The sequence below is a fragment of the Pseudoalteromonas ulvae UL12 genome, from assembly GCF_014925405.1.
GTDB lineage: Bacteria > Pseudomonadota > Gammaproteobacteria > Enterobacterales > Alteromonadaceae > Pseudoalteromonas > Pseudoalteromonas ulvae.
Genome location: NZ_AQHJ01000022.1, coordinates 82,446 through 102,279 on the forward strand (window position 1 = coordinate 82,446; position 19,834 = coordinate 102,279).

General features: G+C 42.3%; 14 protein-coding genes. 5 read left to right on the forward strand and 9 right to left on the reverse strand.

The genetic code is table 11. The features are described from left to right. The first annotated feature begins 126 nt into the window (after window positions 1-126). Window positions 127-708: a hypothetical protein gene (locus PULV_RS02550; protein WP_193330856.1), complete on the forward strand. Its 582-nt coding sequence runs from the start codon at window positions 127-129 to the stop codon at window positions 706-708. Window positions 709-814: 106 nt separating this feature from the next. Further along, a complete protein-coding gene (yjjG, locus tag PULV_RS02555) occupies window positions 815-1,492 on the forward strand; it encodes a pyrimidine 5'-nucleotidase (RefSeq protein WP_086743037.1) in 678 nt (225 codons plus the stop codon). 18 nt (window positions 1,493-1,510) lie between these two features. On the opposite strand, the gene yjjX is transcribed toward yjjG, so the two are convergent. From yjjX to PULV_RS02585, 6 genes are all read right to left on the reverse strand, one after another. Next, window positions 1,511-2,044, reverse strand: a complete 534-nt coding sequence (gene yjjX / locus PULV_RS02560; protein WP_086743036.1) for an inosine/xanthosine triphosphatase — start codon at window positions 2,042-2,044, stop codon at window positions 1,511-1,513. An 81-nt stretch (window positions 2,045-2,125) separates the two neighbouring features. Continuing rightward, window positions 2,126-4,762: a 7TM diverse intracellular signaling domain-containing protein gene (locus tag PULV_RS02565; RefSeq protein WP_193330857.1), complete on the reverse strand. Its 2,637-nt coding sequence runs from the start codon at window positions 4,760-4,762 to the stop codon at window positions 2,126-2,128. Between the two features lie 108 nt (window positions 4,763-4,870). Then, entirely contained in the window at window positions 4,871-7,129 is a 2,259-nt protein-coding gene (locus PULV_RS02570; protein ID WP_193330858.1) for a TonB-dependent receptor, read from the reverse strand. A 262-nt stretch (window positions 7,130-7,391) separates the two neighbouring features. Beyond that, the gene (locus tag PULV_RS02575) at window positions 7,392-9,638 is read right to left on the reverse strand and encodes an NAD(P)-binding protein (protein ID WP_193330859.1); all 2,247 of its coding nucleotides are present in this window, start codon (window positions 9,636-9,638) and stop codon (window positions 7,392-7,394) included. Window positions 9,639-9,648: 10 nt separating this feature from the next. After that, window positions 9,649-10,620, reverse strand: coding sequence for an acetoacetate decarboxylase family protein (locus PULV_RS02580; protein ID WP_193330860.1), 972 nt, complete (start codon window positions 10,618-10,620; stop codon window positions 9,649-9,651). A 137-nt stretch (window positions 10,621-10,757) separates the two neighbouring features. Next, the gene (locus PULV_RS02585; protein WP_193330861.1) at window positions 10,758-11,321 is read right to left on the reverse strand and encodes a dienelactone hydrolase family protein; all 564 of its coding nucleotides are present in this window, start codon (window positions 11,319-11,321) and stop codon (window positions 10,758-10,760) included. 209 nt (window positions 11,322-11,530) lie between these two features. Between PULV_RS02585 and astB the strand changes: the two genes are divergently transcribed. Next, a complete protein-coding gene (gene astB, locus PULV_RS02590) occupies window positions 11,531-12,871 on the forward strand; it encodes an N-succinylarginine dihydrolase (protein WP_193330862.1) in 1,341 nt (446 codons plus the stop codon). Window positions 12,872-12,978: 107 nt separating this feature from the next. Next, on the forward strand, window positions 12,979-14,169 hold the full coding sequence (locus PULV_RS02595; protein WP_193330863.1) for a class I SAM-dependent methyltransferase: 1,191 nt from the start codon (window positions 12,979-12,981) through the stop codon (window positions 14,167-14,169). 61 nt (window positions 14,170-14,230) lie between these two features. On the opposite strand, the gene PULV_RS02600 is transcribed toward PULV_RS02595, so the two are convergent. The 3 genes from PULV_RS02600 to hrpA all read right to left on the reverse strand — a co-directional run bounded on the left by PULV_RS02600 (window position 14,231) and on the right by hrpA (window position 19,003). Then, window positions 14,231-14,527, reverse strand: a complete 297-nt coding sequence (locus PULV_RS02600; RefSeq protein WP_086743028.1) for a PilZ domain-containing protein — start codon at window positions 14,525-14,527, stop codon at window positions 14,231-14,233. 38 nt (window positions 14,528-14,565) lie between these two features. Further along, window positions 14,566-14,946, reverse strand: coding sequence for a response regulator (locus PULV_RS02605; protein ID WP_193330864.1), 381 nt, complete (start codon window positions 14,944-14,946; stop codon window positions 14,566-14,568). Between the two features lie 166 nt (window positions 14,947-15,112). After that, entirely contained in the window at window positions 15,113-19,003 is a 3,891-nt protein-coding gene (gene hrpA / locus PULV_RS02610; protein WP_193330865.1) for an ATP-dependent RNA helicase HrpA, read from the reverse strand. 236 nt (window positions 19,004-19,239) lie between these two features. Here hrpA and PULV_RS02615 point away from each other — a divergent pair, with 236 nt between their 5' ends. Further along, entirely contained in the window at window positions 19,240-19,791 is a 552-nt protein-coding gene (locus PULV_RS02615) for a DUF2937 family protein (RefSeq protein ID WP_193330866.1), read from the forward strand. Window positions 19,792-19,834: the final 43 nt, after the last annotated feature.

Genomic DNA, 19,834 nt, shown 5'->3' on the forward strand with positions numbered 1-19,834 from the left:
AAATCCCATTTAAAGCGGCTTAGGCCGCTTTTTTATTCGCCTTATTCTTTTATTTAATCTGCATATAAACTTTTTTAACTTCCGCTACGACTAATTATCTAACACTGACCCACAGGAAAGATAATCATGAAAAAAACATTAAACATCATTGCTGTACCCGCAATGCTAATACTGGGTGCACTGAGCCTTAACTTAATTGCAGCGCAGTCAAACCACGCAGGTACATCAGGTACTTATCGCATGTTGGCCTACGATCAATGCGAACTTGTTGCCGATATTCCTCTGAATAGATTACAAGTACAACACTACAATGAGATGCAAGATATTGAAGTAAAAATTCATCTCGCAGAGCAACCACTTCACGACATCGAAGCCCAAATCACGGCACTGAGCCGCCAACTAGAAGAGCTAACCACCCATACAAAATTGCAATCTTTAAGCGATTGGCAACCCAATAGTGACACTATGGTCAAAATAAACTCTATCAGTGAACAAATAGAGCGCATAATGGACGAGCATCAACCACAATTTGATCACCTTGAAGTAACGGCAAGTGAGATAGAGCAAGCAGCGAATCGTTTTGAGCACGCTATCAATGCCAGTTTAGACGGTTTAACTTACCAACAAATTGAAATTTTAACACCAAACAAACCAAATTCACGCTTCAAATGTACACACTCGGAAACAGCAAAGTCATCAATAAACTAAAGCTCACCACAGAGAGAGTTTTTCTCTCTCGCCAATTTACTGCTGTAAAAAGCAAATTAAACCAGTAAGATATTGGCCTATTGTGCTCAACATTAAGGAAATCGCTTTGCACTATACGTGGGTACTCTTTGACGCTGATGAAACCTTATTTCATTTTGATGCTTTTCGCGGTTTGCAGCTGGTTTTCAAACATTACGATGTTGAATTTTCTGCAGCCGATTTCGAACATTACCAACTCACCAATAAACCGCTGTGGCAGCAATTTCAACTTGGCCAAATAACCGCGAACGACCTTCAAACCCAACGCTTTTCGTATTGGGGCAAGCGATTAGGCGTCGCGCCGATTGAACTAAACCAACGTTTTTTACAAGCAATGGCCACCATCACAACACTTATTGACGGAGTTGAACCGTTATTGGCTTATTTACGCGACAAAGTAAAGCTTGGGATTGTTACCAATGGATTTACGGCCCTACAGGGGATCCGCCTAGCGCAATTGGGCTTAACTGACACTTTTGATATTGTCGTTTCATCAGAGCAAGCTGGGGTGGCTAAACCCGATCCCGCTATTTTCCATTATGCGTTATCGCAAATGGGCCAAGTGCAGCCTAGCCAAATATTAATGGTCGGAGATAATTTTATTCCTGATATTCATGGTGGACAAAATGTGGGCTTTGATACGTGCTGGTTCAACCCGCAGCGGCAAACGCGCCCAGACAATACTGAGCCTGCGACGTACACCATCGAAAATATGGCGACTTTACAGCACATTTTATCACTTTAGTGCTAATACGTTATGTCGTTATGAATAGTGGGCTTGATTAATAAAAGGTGCCAATGCCAAAATCATCGCATTGTGATAATTACTCTCGCGGCTGGCTAAACCATTAGTCAGCAATGAGATAGCCCCACCTTTTTGTTTAATATTGTCGGTATTAAATAAAGAATCCATTAAAGGCCCCAATTCTTGCCCTGCTTGAAGTGCTTGATAAATAGAGTTTGGCAAGGGTAAGTTGGCACTTCGGCCAATCGATTGTTGATGTTGAGAAGCAATCACAATGAATGCAAAGGTGGCAGGTCCATAACTAAAGTGATCGACTCCCCCTTCAATTGCCACATAAAAGTCAGCGGGCGTTTGTTGACAGAATTTTACGCGATTAATCGCCCCATCTAATGTTTCTTGCTCTGTCATAGGTTGCTCTGCCACTTTTGACGGCGCGTGGATACCTTGGCAGTGACAATCACAATCAGGAAATGCCTGCGAGAATGCTGTATGGACAGCATTGATTTTGACCGGGTTCATTGAACCCACTAATATTGAAAGCGTTTTTTTCATAGTGACACTTAAAAATTATTTTTCTCTATTGTGCCACAAGTTAAAATAAAACACTGTTGAACTTCGAGTAATTCACAGCCTCTAATGCTCGTTTTTAAACACGAGCTTAATCTCACTCAAAAGTTGCTCAGTACAACTAACGATATCTGCTTCTATTTTTTTATGTACTTCTTGTTCGAGTTTATCAGCTGACGCACTGATTGAATCAAAACCAAACATGCCCGCAGCGCCTTTAATCGCATGCGCATTTAGCCCCAACTCTTGCCATGCTTTTGCACGCATTTGTAGCTCTATCGAATGGATACTGTCTTGCAGACTTTTGACAAAATTAGCTTTCAATTTGGTCAATTCTAATGACGATAACTCAACATCATCGTCTAAATCGAGTTGTAAATAATGCGATATTTTTTGTACAAATTTACTGCGGTCGATAGGTTTAGCTAAATGGTCGCTAAAGCCTAGCTTCATGTAACGTTGTACTTCGTGATCCATCGCATTAGCCGTCAGAGCAATGATCGGGGTGGTACAACCGGTCGCCAAAATAATACTGATTGCTTGTGTGCCATCCATCACTGGCATCTGAATATCCAATAAGATCAGGTCAAATTCATCATCTAATGTAGCCTGAACGGCTTCTTGCCCATTGGCAACCGCTGTCACTTCAAGGCCCATTCGCTCTAATATCCGAGTCACTAAAGCGCGGTTATCAGGGTGATCTTCTGCCAGTAATACTTTGCCGCATAAACTGTCTGGCAACGCCGTTTCTTGATAACCCGTATCGGGTAAACGAATTAAATCGAGCATATCGTTGATCATGCGTGCATTGCTGGCTAAGCGACTGGTTAGCGTGACGGTAAATTCACTGCCCTTGCCTATTTCGCTGCTAAGCGTAATGTCTCCCCCCAGTTTTTGAGCCAAATTTTTAGAAATATTCAGGCCAAGTCCAGTGCCGCCGTATTTACGCGTCATAGAAGAGTCTGCTTGAGAAAATGCCGCAAATAATTTACTCGCTTGCTCTTTCGTCATACCAATACCAGTATCTTTAACGGTAATGCGCAATTTATCTGCTTCATGGCGAACGATTAAACTAATCGTGCCATATTCGGTAAATTTCATGGCGTTATTAGTCAAATTGAGCAGGATTTGCCGCAAACGAGTGGGATCAATAATAATTTTATCCGGTAACGGAAACTGATACATCACTTTGAATTCAAGGCCTTTATCGCGAATTTGCTTACCTAAAATAGACTCGACATTGGCAATGGTGCTAAATAAATCCGTTTCGATCCATTCAACTTCAAGTTTGTTGGCTTCGATTTTTGACATGTCTAAAATGTCATTGATAATCCCCAACACGTGATTACCATTTTGTGCAATAACCTGAACAGCCTTGGCGTGATTTCTTGGCTCAATATCACCGAGTATAATTCCGTCTGCATAGCCAATAATCGACGTCATTGGCGTGCGAATTTCATGACTCATATTGGCCAAAAATCGACTTTTTGCTTCATTGGCATCGCGTAATTCATGGGTCAATTCCTCGAGCATTTGGGTACGATTTTGTACTTTGACTTCTAAATTTTTAGTTAGCTCATGGTTTTCTTCATTTAATATTCGAAGTTTATCTGCCACAGCAAAAGCCAATAATAAGGCATCTAATGTGGTGCCAATCAAACCTAGCAGATACAAGTTCATATCTATAGGCGGTAACACTCCCAAATTGGTCATGTTGGCAAACATATTGGGCAAAAACATCGCCAAATAGGCCATGATGAAATACTTCGCTGGTTTAAAGCCACTTAACCATGAGCGGATCCCAACATAAAAACCAAACATCATCGCGACGCCGGTCACCAAAGAAGCCCATAAAAAGCCAAAACCTGGTGAGTACATCACTAAAGGTAAACCGGCTGCGGCCCCCCACCCTATGAACAAGGACACTTTGGCACGTGTTGGAGCTGTCTCTCTCAACTTCAAAAAGTGGTTATAAAATAAGATATTGGTAATGGGTGTAAGCGTAAATCCTACCCAGTGCAGGCTGGAGTTATCGATATCAAATAACTCTTTTGGGATATGGAAAAAAAACGACCAAGCAAAAATCCACGAAATTGTAAAAAAGGCATAATACAAATTAGTGACATCCCTTGAGCCAAGATAAATCAAGAAATTATAAAAACCCAGCGCTAAACCAAACCCCAAACAAAGCACGAGCACCGCGTTTTCTCGAGTCACCTTTTTATCAAATGTTTCTTCTGGCACCATGACTAATTTAGCGGGAGTATAAAAGTATTCGCTGGTAAACAAAGTGACAATATAGTGAGGGCGATCTTTGGCTAAAAACACTCGATTACCATAATGGAAATCGAATTCAGTTTGAAATTTAGCGCCTGTTTCGACTTGTTGTGAATAACTCGGCGAGTAGAGATGAGATTTAATACTATCCATCACTGTATTGTATGGATAAAAGACCATGTCTTGATAATCAGTTTTGTTAACCAACTTAACCACAAACCAATATTGACCACCAAACGGACTATTTTCCTCCAGTGGTTTTTTATCGATGAGCCATTGCTCAATATCTTGAAACTCTTCAGGAAACTCTGTTGAATCAGCTTGATATAACTTCCCTTTAACGAGTAAATTATCATGTAACGTTTTATTGGTGAGTTCAAAAATCTGATTTTGCTCAGCATGAGCCACTAAGCTCAAAAAGCTCATGACTAAAAGACAGAGCGCGTATAATACGCGCCACCGAGAACACTGCTTTGCCTTATATATCACTAGTTGATAAACCACCTATAAACACACATTTTAAAATCAACACATTTAAAAATAATATTGAAACTGAACGCCATAGCGACGCCCTTCGCCTTTAAAATCCTCTAGCATGCCAAGGAAACTACTTAAATCAAATTTTAAATGACTGTAATGTTCATCGAGTAAGTTTTTGCCCCACAGTGACACATCCCAATCGGTGGTTTCATAACGAATAAAGCCATTCCATAAGGTATAACCTGCCTGCATTGCATAATCGCTCTCATTTTGGTCAAAGTAAAACTCAGACTGATAATCAAAATTCAATTCAAACACTAGTTGATTGCCAAACATTGGGACTTGGTAGTTGGCTAAACCACTGACGTTCCACTCTGACGTAAAAGGCAAGCGGTTATCAGTCAACACTTTACCTGTGGGATCAATAAATTCATCAAAGTTAGCTTCAGGAATATAGCCTAAGCCAAACTGCAAATATAAATCGTTTGTGGGCGTGTAAAATACTTCTACTTCGCTACCGTAAATGGTCGAATTACCCACATTTTCGAGCAACTGTAATGGAGGAGCCCCTGGTATTGTTGACTCTTGATTCATAAAAACTTGCTGATCTTTATAATCATAATAAAACCCAGCCACATTAACGCTTAAGTTTTGATTCAAGAGCGCAAATTTTGCGCCCACCTCATGAGCATTAAGGGTCTCTGAGCCATAATCGGCCAGCGTAGCTTGCTCGGGAGTTGATAAAAAGCCACCGTTATAACCACCACTTTTAAACCCATTGGCAAAGCTGTAGTAAACAGTACTGTTATCATCAATTTTATGATTAATGGCCACTTTACCCGATAATTGGTTATCGTCCACTTCACCAGAAACAGTGTAATAAGGCAGAGTGAGACCGACGTAATCATTAGGATCAACCCCTACATTAATGTGTGAGACACTTTGATAGTCGGTTGTTTCATCGGTATAACGTAACCCTGCCGTCACTGTGGTGAGGTCGCTTAGGGCATAATCAAGCTGAGCAAACATCGCAGCTGACGTGATATCAATCTGATTATCATATATAAAGGTTAATGCTCGCGGATTAATCCCCCGAAGCTCTCTTAAGATATCATTGTAATTATCTTGCTTAATGCGCTCATCCAAATAAAACAGCCCGGCAATAAAATAGTGATCGCCAAACTGGTGATGTAAACGCAATTCTTGAGTAAAGACCTGATTATCTAAGCCCAAATTACCTTCACATAATCGTGCTGGTGAGCCATCACAATTAAATGCATGGTCGCGATCTAAATCATCGAAACTACTGACTGAGACCAATGAGGTCGTCTCTGAAAATTGCCAATCGAGGTTTAAACTTGCCCCTTGACCCTCAGTGTCGTGTGGACTGTCGTTATTGACCATCACATCAAAAAAATTATCATTGCCTTTATTGAAGCCAAATACATCAAAGCAGCTGGACGAACCCGCCTCACTAGGTGAACACAGTTCTTGAGTGGCTGGATTTTTAAAAATCCCAATACTACCAACAGGTTGGACAATACCTGACCAGTCTTCTAAATGCGCTTTGAACAGCACAGATAAATCATCATATTGACTACTTAGCAACAAACGGTAGTTACTTTGCTTAAGACCCGCTTCAGGAGAAGCAGGATAAATATTGTTTGTTGTATATTCATAATCGTGATGGCTGGCCGAAAAACGCATCGCGGTGGCATCCGTTAACGGAATATTCAGTGCGCCTTCAAATTTACTGCTGCTATTATTTCCAACACTGACATTAAAAAAGCCGCCAAATTCTTGCTCGGGGCGCGCTGAGCGCAACAAAATTGCCCCGCCAGTCGTGTTTCGACCAAAGAGCGTACCTTGCGGGCCTCGTAATACTTCGACTTGTTCCATATCGAACAAATTAACTATTTGATTATTTGCTGAACCCACCACGACATCATCGACATAAAATGCGATAGGTGACGTATTTGACGTATTGTAATCAATTAAGCCTACTCCACGAATATTCACGGCTGGCGGGGTGCCTTCTGCGGCATTTTGGCTAATTTTTAGGTTGGGCGTAAACGCCGATAATTCGGTGGTATCTTTGATCTGCTGTTCAGCAAGTGCTTGGCCTGATATTGAGGTCACTGCAACACTGACATCCTGAATTCGTTGTAACCGTTTTTGTGCATAGACTTCAATCACTTCAATGTCTTCAACATCTTTGCTCTGGGCTGTTTGCTCAGCAAATACAGCAAAAGAGCAAGATAATAACGCGATAGAAATCGCGGAAAGAGAAAAGCATGCAGGCTGCAATATCATAGTAAATATCCATTATTATAAGTAGCTTGGCGAAAAAACAGACTTCTTGATGCAGTATAGCTGAAATATTCGTACCGCTAGAAAAGCAAAGCAATAATTAGGAGCTGTTGATCTTTCGTAGCAAAATTTTGTTCGAGACAAACACAACCACAGAAGATCAACAGCACCACGTTATCCAAAACCAATTATTGCAAAACTTTCATCAATTAGAAATAGATATATAGAAATCAATCAATTATCTCTATTTTAGCTTAACCAAGCATCAGTCAGGATCGAAGCCATGCTCACCGCTGATCTGTACTGGATACCCCGAAATGGCGCGTGACGTTGCCATTCCCGCCATCACTGCAGCTTCAACACAGCCTGCATTCACGCCTGTTTTAATCCAATCACCTGTTAAATAAAGGTTAGTAAAAATAGTTTCATCAGTCGCTAAACGAAATTCGCTGCTGCCTTTCACTGATAAAACATACCGCTCGGATGGGTCGACATTGGCGCGCCAATATTGGCTATCAAAACGCGCTTCGCCGATACAATTTTGTGGATCAATAAGGTGCTGCCACTCAAATTCCCCTTCACCAGCAACCAAAGGCCATAATTCAAACATTTGATGTTTTAATTTAAACATTGCGTTGTCTTTAACGGTCAAAGTACATGATTTTGCAAAGCCCGACTCAGATTGCGGCGGGTAATGCGCCATCGGCAAGGCACTGCAAAAATAGGCGACATTTTTGGGTTCTAACTCAGGGGTCCAAGTTTCGCGGCAGATGAGTTGATCCATCGACGCCCACGTATCGAAGGGCTCACTGAAACCACTTAAAATTGGCTCTTGACCAGAATCGGGAATATCGGTCCAACCGAGTCCTTCTAGAGGCAAATCGAGCCATAGCTGAAACGCCTGTGTTGCGACGGTTTGTACTTTCTCAGATGTTAATTTGAGTTTATCGTCCATCTCCAACAATTGTTTGGCCACATGAGGTAATCCCCCAACCGAAATACCAAAAATAATCTGATCAAAATCCACCCCACGTTGCAGGCTTTTTACTGGTAATGGTTGATTAAACGCTGCCTGATATACCTCTGGCCAAGTGGTCCAAAATGCTTCTAAATTGATTTCATGTTCAGTTATGAGTGCCGCTTGTTCAGGTGTTATTTGCGCTAATAATGGCTCTGATGGCCAACAATCTAGGCTTTTTACATCGACCAAAGGTTGATAAGTTTGATTTTCATTTTTGAGCGTCACTTGCTGCACCATTTGTATGGTTTCAATACAGTCTTGTTGTAATAAATCTTTGCCTGGTACAAGATCGGTCACTTGGTGGAAAAATTCAAATTTAACCCCTTGCTGGCTCAATAACTGGTAGATAGGACTAAAAATGGTATCCCCCATCCCTGCTTGCATTTTCCACATCACCCCACCACGGTAACACAGCATAATACGCAACATCGCAAGACAAGCAACGCCAGCTTCGACGTTGGGTTTTTCAAAATTACCGTCTTCATAACCAAAAACTAAGTCGTAAAACCCGCGTACTGGCGCTGAATGCACCGAAAACTTATCGTTTGCACCACTTTTGAGTAGCCATTGTCTAAAGTCATACTGATTTAGAACACCAAATCCTTTGTCATACACTTTGTCATCCAGTAAGCCAGTTAAAATTGCCAGCCCTAAATCAACACAAATATACACACGGCGGATCTCATCTTGCTCTTCAAGTAAGTCATCAAATTCATCCACTAACCATTTTTTCATTTTGCGTAATAAAAAGGCCAGTGCACTGTGATGCTTTGTATTGCTTAAATCTTTATCATCGACTCGTTTTTGCAAAAACTGCCCCAATTGCAAACTAGACAGACGAATATGATCGGAAATATGCTCCAATGAATCATCAAGGTCATCTTTAAACTCGGCAAAATCATCGCGAATATCATCGGTTTTATCTTTAATTTGTTCATAAAAATGCGTGAGCAGGCCTTCGTCGTCATCTTCAGCGACAGCCACTTTACTGCTCTTATTTAGCTGCTTGCCTTTATCTTCTAAATCATCGATGAATTTTTTAAGCCACACGTAAACAAACTGCACCACTTCCCAAAAATGAAAATCTAAACTGCCCTCTGCCGGATTACCGGGGATTTCTGGAAAATCAATCGACCAAGTATCCCATTCATCATTAACATATTCTTGCAGTACCACAAAACTGTGAGGCTTAAAGGCTTCTTGCCACGTTGCTAATGGCTCATTAGGGTCACGTGCGAGTTGGTCATACACCGCTTCGATGGTTTTAAACGAATTGACATAAGCACCAAACCACACATGTAAACCATGCTCTTCAATACGGTGTCCGAGGGCTGCATTGCGGCCACTGGCCCCTTTTCCACCTAAACGCCAGCCTTGTTGATAGACAGTAATATCATATTTTTCTTGCCAATTTTGTTGCTGGGTTAGATAAAAAGCCGACGTCATTGCAGACACCCCGCCTCCCAAAATGGCTATTTTTTGTTTACTCATTTCTGCGTCCTTAACATGCTGGGTTGGTTGCAATTTCAAATGCAGGCTCTTGATCAAAGTCCATCAAAACAGTGAAAGGTAAAATCGCATCTTGCTGACCGAGTGTAAGGCCAAACATCTGATCTAACGGGAAAGTATCCACTTGATGGAGCGTCACTTGATATTCGTGCGTCAAAATAGCCGCTTTATGGACTTTTTTTATGATTGAGGGTGAATGCATTACCGCCTGATAGACAGCCTGTTTGGCTTCACCATCAGGAAATTGCTTGAATAAAATTTGGTCCATTTGCGGATTGATAAACCCATCGAGCAATTGCTTAAGTGCATTCCAGTCAAGGTCGAAAAAATCATGCTCAGATTTAAGTAGCTCTATCACTTCTTTCACTAAATCAACAAACTCTACAATCAGGTTCTCACTACCCTCTGCTATTTTTTTGACTTCGAGCAAATGATGTTCCGCCATTTTTGTTTCAAGGGTAAACGGTTGAAACGCATCAACACTCAGGGAAAAATAATTGGCAGGATCACCGATATTTGGCATCTGATATTGGCACAAGTATTTGTTATATCCCCATGTTTCTCTGCCATTAATTAAAGCGTAAATATTGTTGACACATATAAATGCGGGGTACCAATAAATATGGTCAACTTTTTCTTTTCCCCGTTTATTCACCATTTTTGCAACGGGTAACCAAATAATGATGTCCGTTTCTTGCATCCAACCTTGATCTCGGTATGGCGGGTTCTTAGCGGCGATATTTTCAATATCCGTAAACGTCAGCAAGGTATATGCAGATAACGCTTTAAAACGCATTGCATCTGTTGCAGTGGTATTTAAAGTCATATCTAAATAAGCCTGAATGCGTGCAAGCTCCCCTTTGACAAAAAAACCATACATATTGGCATTGAGCATGCGACAAGGGGGTTGTGCAATGACACTGCCCGGAAAATGGACATAAGGAGGACGAGTAGATTCTGACATGGGCGTTCCTTTATTTTATTATTGGCTTCATAAATGTAATAGGCTTTAATTAAAATAGGTACGTAATTCGGTGAATTTTTTATGGCCTCTTGATATTCTCACCGTTTTTATAGCTGCAACACGCCACACGCACTGACTCAAAGGGCTGATAACTGAGCAACTATTTTTTGGCTAAATTGCTGGTAAGCGTACGAGTCAAAATGGCGTGATTGGGCATTCATAAAGCCATGATAAAAATTGGTTTTTTCAACACTCACTCCAACTCGCCCTGCCAATTGCTCAAGTACTGCATCCACTGAAAAGTGTGGCTCGCTGATTGGAAAAATTAAATGAGTGGGCACCCGCGGCGTCGATCTTAGCTGATTACGAATTTGGCTTGGGTAAAAGCTGATAATGTTCTTTACAGAAGAAAGCTCATTATGCGCACTGACCTGCCACAGTGCCGATGCCCCTGCACTAAAGGCAATGATGGTATCAACACCCTGATGTTGCTTTAAAAAACTGAGTATTTGTTGTTGGTATTGCTCATGGCCACTGCTCGATAAGAAATATTCATAAGCCTGTGTATCGTTATTAAACTCAGGGGGACTATCCGGATAAGGGCTGAGGCAGTGCACTTGATGTGCCTGTTCAAATAACTCAGCAAAGGCCAAAAACGCGGGGGTTAAACCAAAAATATCACTGATAATTAAAAGTCGCATGCTTCTCCTTCACTCTGCGATAACGTGTTGATAAAAGCTGAAAAACAGCACGGTATTCTATTGTACGGCGACCGATTAAAAAGTCAGCTGTTTTATCTGGCATGTTTTTCGCTCTATCTGGGTATGTGACTATTCTCAGTGATGGAACCTTCATAAACGCACTCAATTGGTGCAAATAAATCCCATCGCGCACTATAAGCGAGCACTCTATGCACTTTTACGAAGTTAATTTTGATGGCTTAGTTGGCCCAAGCCATAATTATGCAGGTCTTTCATTTGGTAACATCGCCTCTCAAAATAATGCCAATGCGATAGCCAACCCAAAAGAAGCAGCCTTACAAGGACTGCGTAAAATGAAATCCCTCCACGACAGTGGCTTAGTGCAAGGCGTATTTGCTCCTCATGCACGTCCAGATACCCGCACCTTGCGTGCACTTGGCTTTCGCGGCACCGACCAACAACTGATCAGCCAAGCAGCGCAAAAAGCCCCACATTTGCTTCGCGCTTGTTATTCGGCCTCATCAATGTGGACAGCCAACGCAGCCACCGTCTCGCCAAGCGCTGATAGCCAAGATAAAAAAGTACACTTTACCACCGCCAACTTGGCCAATAAATTTCATCGCGCCATCGAAGCGCCTACGACTGAACGCTTATTGCAAGCTATGTTTAACAATGAGCAGCACTTTTCTCATCATCCTGCGTTACTAAGTGGTCAACATTTTGCTGATGAAGGCGCAGCTAATCATACTCGCTTATGCGACAGTCAAGGCCATCAAGGGCTCGAAATTTTTGTCTATGGTGCCAGTAGCTTTAACCCTGCAATAAAAAAACCTGCACGTTATCCGGCCAGACAAATGCTCGAAGCCAGCCAAGCCATCGCCCATTTACATCAACTGGATACTCAGCACACCCTCTTTTTACAACAAAACCCTGACGTGATTGATATGGGGGTGTTTCATAATGACGTCATTGCGGTCGGCAATGAAAATGTACTGTTATTTCACGAAATGGCGTATTTAAATAGTCAATCCGCAATGGCAAAAATTAAAGCTGCGTATCCTGGGCAACGACCACTGCATTTAATCGAAATCAAACAAGATATTATCAGTGTTGAAGATGCGGTGAGCAGTTATCTGTTTAATTCTCAGTTAGTTAGTTTGCCTGAAGGTGGCATGGCGCTTATCGCCCCCAGCGAGTGTCAACATAACGACAAAGTCGCAACGTATTTGGCGGTATTACAACAAGCCGATAACCCCATTAGCCAAATCAGATATTATGATTTAAAACAAAGTATGCAAAATGGCGGCGGGCCTGCGTGTTTACGTTTACGAGTGCCCCTTTCCTCACAAGAGCTTGGGGCTGTCAATCAGCATTGTTTAATGTCTGAATCGCTTTATCAAACACTGACACTCTGGGTCAAAAAACATTACCGCGACCGCCTCTCAGATGCGGATTTGGCCGATCCGAGTTTATTACTCGAATGCCAAACAGCCCTAGACACCTTAAGCCAACTATTAAATTTAGGGGCTGTGTATGACTTTCAGCGTTAAGCATTAAGAGGTTTATTTCGCTTAATGAGCTGAAATACAGATTTTAGATTGTAACTTGGGGGGCGCTTCACTAAAATTAGCGCCCTTATTTCTTTCTTGGAATCTTTATGTCTTCTGCTATTTACCTTGAAGCCGGTCGTGACAAAGCTCTAAAACGCAAACACCCTTGGATTTTTTCTAAAGCCATAAAAAAAATCAAAGGCAAACCTGGCCTAGGTGATACGGTTGATATTTACGATGCCAACGGTAATTTTCTGGCGGTTGCAGCCTATAGCCCTCATTCACAAATTCGCGCCCGTGTGTGGAGCTTTGAACAAAATACCAGTATTGATCCTGCGTTTTTCGAACAACGAATTCGTCGCGCACTCGATGCGCGTCAATCAGTGATTAAAGCCGGTGGCTTAACGGGTTATCGCCTAGTAGCTGCAGAGTCGGATTTTTTACCCGGCATTACCATCGATAAATTCGACAATTATTTAGTGTGTCAATTACTCAGTGCGGGCGCCGAACGCCATAAAGGCGACATCGTGATGGCATTGCGGGCTATTTTTCCTGAATGCCATATTTATGAGCGTTCTGACGTGGATGTGCGTAAAAAAGAAGGTCTAGAGCCTATCGTCGGTGTGTTACACGGTGATGCGCCGACTGAGCCTGTGATTATTGAAGAAAATGGCTTAAAAATCGAAGTCGACATTATTGGCGGTCACAAAACAGGGTTTTATCTTGATCAACGAGACAGTCGCGCTGCGCTGGAGCGCTTTTCTGAAGGGAATGATGTACTGAACTGTTTTTGTTACACCGGCACATTTGGTTTATATGCATTACGCGGCAACTGTAACAGCGTTATCAATGTGGACGTGTCTCAGCCTGCGCTCGATACAGCAAGACGCAATGTTGAAATTAATCAGCTTGATTTAACTAAGGCTGAATTTGTCAAACAAGATGTGTTTAAGTTATTGCGACAATACCGTGACGAAGGTCGTTTATTTGATACCGTGGTGATGGATCCGCCAAAATTCGCCGATAACAAAGCCCAGTTAACGGGCGCGTGTCGCGGTTACAAAGACATCAATATGATAGCGATGCAAATCTTAAAACCCGGTGGCACCTTATTGACCTTCTCATGTTCGGGCTTGATGGATCAAAACCTATTCCAAAAAGTGGTCGCTGATGCCGCTCTCGATGCAGGTAAAGACTTAATGATTATCGAACGCCTCAATCAAGCCGCCGATCACCCTATTTCTGGGCCTTACCCTGAAGGGTTTTACCTAAAAGGCTTAGTGTGTAAAGTGTACTAACCAATCAGCACAAACAAAAAAAGCCCTATCTGGGCTTTTTTTGTTTGTAGCAGCTACGCTGTTAATTCATCTCTATAATTTCAACGCCCAGTAAATATTCCCCAGATTCTAACGACGTACTGCGGATCACTTTACACAGTGCATCGAGTGAGGGCACACTGTTATTGGACGACGCGACTTTCACTTTTAATGTCACGTTCATTTCAAGTGGCTCATCAATTTCAATGGCCATACCTGTGGCACTTAAATCTCGGCATACACCATCAATTTGTCGCCCAGCTTCCGAGTCAATTAAAGTTAACTGCACTTCTGCATTGACCATCATTCTAAAAAAATTGCGTTTATCTTCATACAACATACTTACCCCCAAATTCGTCCTATTTTATTCCCTGTTGGTTATCTTCCAACATAATGGGATATTTTTTCGATTAATAGTGGCAATGAATACGGTTTAATAATGTAATCATCGCAGCCTGCATCAAATCCTGCTTGTTTATCACGCTCAGCTTCCAACCCTGTCAGTAACAAAACAGGAATATCTTTGGTTTCTGGCGTATTTTTTATCATTCGGCAAGTATCATAACCGTCTAAACCCGGCATACAGATATCGAGTAAAATCAAATCTGGATGCTCCATTACAATTTGGCCTAAACACGACTGGCCTGAATTTGAATAATCGAGCTCAAAACGCTCAGACATCGCATGTTTGAGCACTTCAAAGTTAAAATATTCATCATCGACCAACAGTATTTTTGCCTTTTGCTGGCTTAGTGTCATAAAGACTCCTTGTTCACGCATCTGTCCTTAAAAGCTGTTTGCACTTCTTTATCAATCGCGCTTAGCTATAACTTAAAGCGGTTACTTTTTTTTGCAAGTACTAACTTGGTTGAAATTCAGTCAAATGTCATTAACTTGCTGTGATCATTTCAAAAATAACTGATAATTATTTTAGATCAGTTATCGCATTTAGCACTCTTTTTGCCGAAACAGGGTACGGTGTCCCTAAGGTTTGCGCAAAAAGCGACACTCGCAGTTCCTGTTGCATCCAAAAAATATTCTGCAGCTCATCAGGTAACGCGTGCCCTTTGGGGACTTTATTAACCTCAGCTTTATAGATCTCAGCCACTTTATCGAGCTCGAGCACACACAAACGATCACGATTTGGATCGATAGGCAGTTTCTCTAATCGGCGTTCGATTGCTTGTAAATAACGCACTAAGTCTTTCATTTTAGATGCGCCGAATTCACAGACAAAGCCTTTGAAAATCAATGTAGATAACTGTTGTTTAACATCACCGTGTGCGGTGATCATGCTTAAGTCCACTTTGCCTTTTAAACGTTTATGGATCCCATTGGCTAAACTCAGCACTTGCTCCACATCAGTGGCAATTTGCACGACAGTATCGCCAAGCTCGCCACGCACTTTTTCTTTGGCGACCATAAACTGCGCGTCATCACGAATAAGCGCAAAATCAGGGCACAATTCATCCACACCAGCAGCGATACAGTCGTCAATTAAATCTTTAATTTGACCAAACGGATTAAAGTACAAACCTAGCTTGGCTTTATTGGGCAGTTTTTGCTGCAAGTATTTAATTGGCGATGGAATATTGAGTAAAATTAAGCGACGTAACCCTTGCTTATGAGCTTGATCTGCCTTGATTTGCGAATCAAACAATTCCACCGCAGTACTGGATTTTTTATCGACTAATGCTGGGAACGCCTTAATTTCATAACCCGCTTGTTTTTTCACGTACGCCGCTGGTAACTCACCAAAATCCCATTCGATAAGATTGGTTTTTTCAATGCCCTTTTCGGCCACTTTTGACAAAGTGTCAGTCACTTTACCTTGTAGTTGATCTTTGAGTGCTTGTAAGCTGTGGTTACGAGCCAACAATGTCCCTTTGTCATCACGTACTTCAAACACAATGCGTAAATGCGAAGCCAGTGCACTGTAATCCCATTCATTTTCATCAATCCGTACACCAGTCATTTTCAATAATTTATGACTCACCGCATCAATAAACTTGCCTTGCATTGGCTCGAGTGTTGCCATCACTGCATCGGCATAGTTAGGTGCTGGCACAAAATTACGGCGCGTAGATTTAGGCAGCGATTTAATTAATGCGGTAATTAACTCATGACGAAATGCCGGAATATGCCAATCAAATCCGGTTTCTTGTACTTGGTTCAGCAAAGGCAGTGGAATTTGCAGTGCAACGCCATCAACGGGCTGACCGGGCTCAAAATGATACTCGAGCGGCAGCATTAAACGCTCTTGCTGCCACACATCGGGGTAATCGGATGCGCTGATATGATTGGCTTGATGCATCATTAAATCATCGCGGCTCATGTTTAAAAAATCAGCCTGTTCTTTTTGCTGCTTTTTCCACCAATGTGCAAAGTCATTGCGATTATTAACGTGCTGTGGAATTTTCTTATCGTAAAATTCAAATAAGGTCTGATCATCGACCAAAATGTCACGGCGACGCGCTTTATTTTCAAGGCTTTGAATGTCTTCAACTAAAGCTAAATTATGTTTTAAAAACCCTTCATTGCGACCAAGGTCTTGATTGACCAATGCTTCACGGATAAACAACTCACGGCTGAGGATCGGGTCAATTTTGCTATACACTGCACGGCGCTGGTTGACAATAATCAGCCCGTAAAGAGTCTGTTGCTCAAGCGCAATAACACAGCCCGGCTTTTTCTCCCAGTGCGGCTCAGAGTAACTGCGTTTAATGAGATGTTGTGCCAGTGGCTCAACCCATTTCAGGTCAATTTTGGCATTCATGCGCGCAAATAATTTACTGGTCTCAACCAATTCTGCCGACATCAACCATTTTGGGCTCTTTTTAAATAAACTCGACCCAGGGAAAACATGAAAACGCGAGTTCCGTGCGCCTTTATAGCTTCGGTCTTCATCTTTAAAACCAATGTGGCTCAGAAGCCCTGCCAACAAAGCTTGATGAATATCATCGCTCGCGGCCGGATTGTCGTTAATTTTAAAGTCCATTTCTTGGCAAGCATTGGTCAGTTGATAGACTAAATCTTGCCATTCGCGAACCCGCATATAAGCTAAAAATTCTTGCTGGCACATGCGTCTAAATTGATTATTCGAAAGCGCTTGTTGCTGCTCTTCAAGGTAACGCCACAGATTCAAAAACGACATGAAATCAGAGTCTGGCTCATTGAAACGCTGATGTTTTTCTTCGCTTTGGGCTTTTTTGTCTCGTGGGCGTTCACGTGGATCTTGAATCGACAGTGCCGCAACAATCACGATCACTTCGAACATCGAATTAAACGATTTGGCAGCCAGCACCATTTTTGCTAAACGCGGATCAACCGGCAAGCGACTGAGTGCACGACCGGATTGTGTCAGTTTAGGTGTTTTGCCCGCTTTAACTTCGTTGACCGCTTCGAGCTCTTCAAGTAAGCGTAAGCCATCAGTGATATTGCGGTTATCCGGTGGCTGCACAAATGGAAACTCACTGATGTCACCGAGTCCCAAAGCCAGCATTTGCAAAATAACTGACGCGAGGTTCGTGCGTAGGATTTCAGGATCGGTAAATTCTGGGCGACCTAAAAAGTCCTCTTCTGAATACAACCGAATACACACCCCCGCTTGTACACGACCACAGCGCCCTTTTCGCTGATTGGCAGAAGCTTGCGAAATGGCTTCGATGGGTAATCGTTGTACTTTAGTGCGATAACTGTAGCGGCTGATGCGCGCAGTGCCCGGATCAATCACGTACTTAATGCCCGGCACGGTTAACGAGGTTTCGGCCACATTGGTCGACAAGACAATGCGTCGTCCTGAGTGGCTGGCAAAAATTTTATTTTGCTCTGCGTTTGATAAACGCGAATACAGCGGCAGCACTTCAGTGTGCTTGAGTTTACGTTTGCTTAGCGCTTCGGCGGTATCGCGAATTTCGCGCTCACCATTCATAAAAATCAGGATGTCACCGGGGCCTTCTTCAATGAGTTCATCAACTGCATCAAAAATCCCCTGCAGCTGATCCCCTTCGGCTTCCATTTCGTCTTTATCAACATCGGTAATTGGGCGATAACGCACATCGACCGGGAAGGTGCGCCCTGACACTTCGATAATAGGCGCATCATTAAAATGCTTAGAAAAACGCTCCGGATCAATGGTTGCCGAGGTAATAATGACTTTTAAATCAGGACGACGGGGTAACAAGTTTTTAAGATAACCTAAGATAAAATCAATGTTTAAGCTGCGCTCGTGCGCTTCATCTATAATGATTGTATCATATTGATTTAAAAAACGATCATGCTGAATTTCGGCCAATAAAATACCGTCGGTCATCAATTTAACTGCGGTTTTGTCTGACACTTGATCGTTAAATCGAATTTTAAAACCCACCCCTTGGCCAAGTGGGCAGTCGAGTTCTTCAGCAATACGGTTGGCTACGGTACGCGCTGCCAGTCGTCTTGGTTGAGTATGGCCAATAAATCCTGCCGCACCTCGGCCAAGCTCTAAACAAATTTTTGGCAGCTGAGTGGTTTTTCCTGAGCCGGTTTCACCAGCTACAATCACCACTTGGTTGTTGGCGATGGCGTCTTTAATGTCATCTTTTTTCTGACTGACTGGCAAGGTTTCAGGATAAGAAACCTTAGGTAAATTGGCTAAACGCTCTGCGCGCGTGGCGATACTTTTTTCGATAGCTTGTGTCACCTCGGCAAGGGCCTTGGCGTGTTTATCTTCATTTTTTATTTTTTTTAGTCCGTCTAAACGACGTTTAAAGAAAAACTGATCTTTGTTTAAACACTGTTTTAACGAGCGATATAACTCACGAGCTGCCTGCGCCATACGACTTACAATACCAATTTGCAAAAGGACCGTCAGTTTACCAAAAACTCCCTCGCAGGGAAAACGATTCGAAGGGCTCTGCGCCAATAAAACCTGCTATTTTACGATTTATTTTTTCTACATAGCGTGATCTAAATAGCGGTTTTTTACGTGTAGTTTCAATCATCAAGACTTGGCAAGTTGCCAAATAGTTGGTAGCGTGAATATTCTTAAAGGTTATTTCAAGACACATGCTCATGGCACACTCCTTCATACAGCGTTGCACTCATAAACTAGCCAGTTACCTGCGCTTATCGTTATTTATGCTGGGCGTGTTAGTTGGCGTGCAAGTTCCCGGATTTGTTGACCAATATGGTAAAAACCTCGAAGCTCGTTTGCTTGAGTCCTCCCAAGCTTTGAAGCAATTCCAAGCTGATGCCGATAAATTTTTTGATGGCGATATCAGCAAACTGATTGCTTATTATCAAGATAAAAACGATGCTGTGTTTAATGCTGGCGCCAATAGCATTACCGCTATCGCCTCGCGTCAAGCGATGCTCAAACAAGCTTGGCAGGATTTTAACCAATCAACTTTAATGCAATTTCAACACGTCGCCCTCGCCCCCATTAATGACATTCGTAGCCAAGTTTGGCAAAGCTACGAGTATCTGATTGTATTAAATCCCCTCGCGATTGGCTTTGGCTTAGTGGCAGGGCTGTTAATGGCGATTATCATCGACCTAGTCAGCGGCTTTTTGTTATTGATTGTTCGTAGCCTAAGCAGGTCGAAACAATCAGCTCAGTCTTAATAAAGCAAATGAAAACATGAGACTCACTAGGGGCTTATATCTA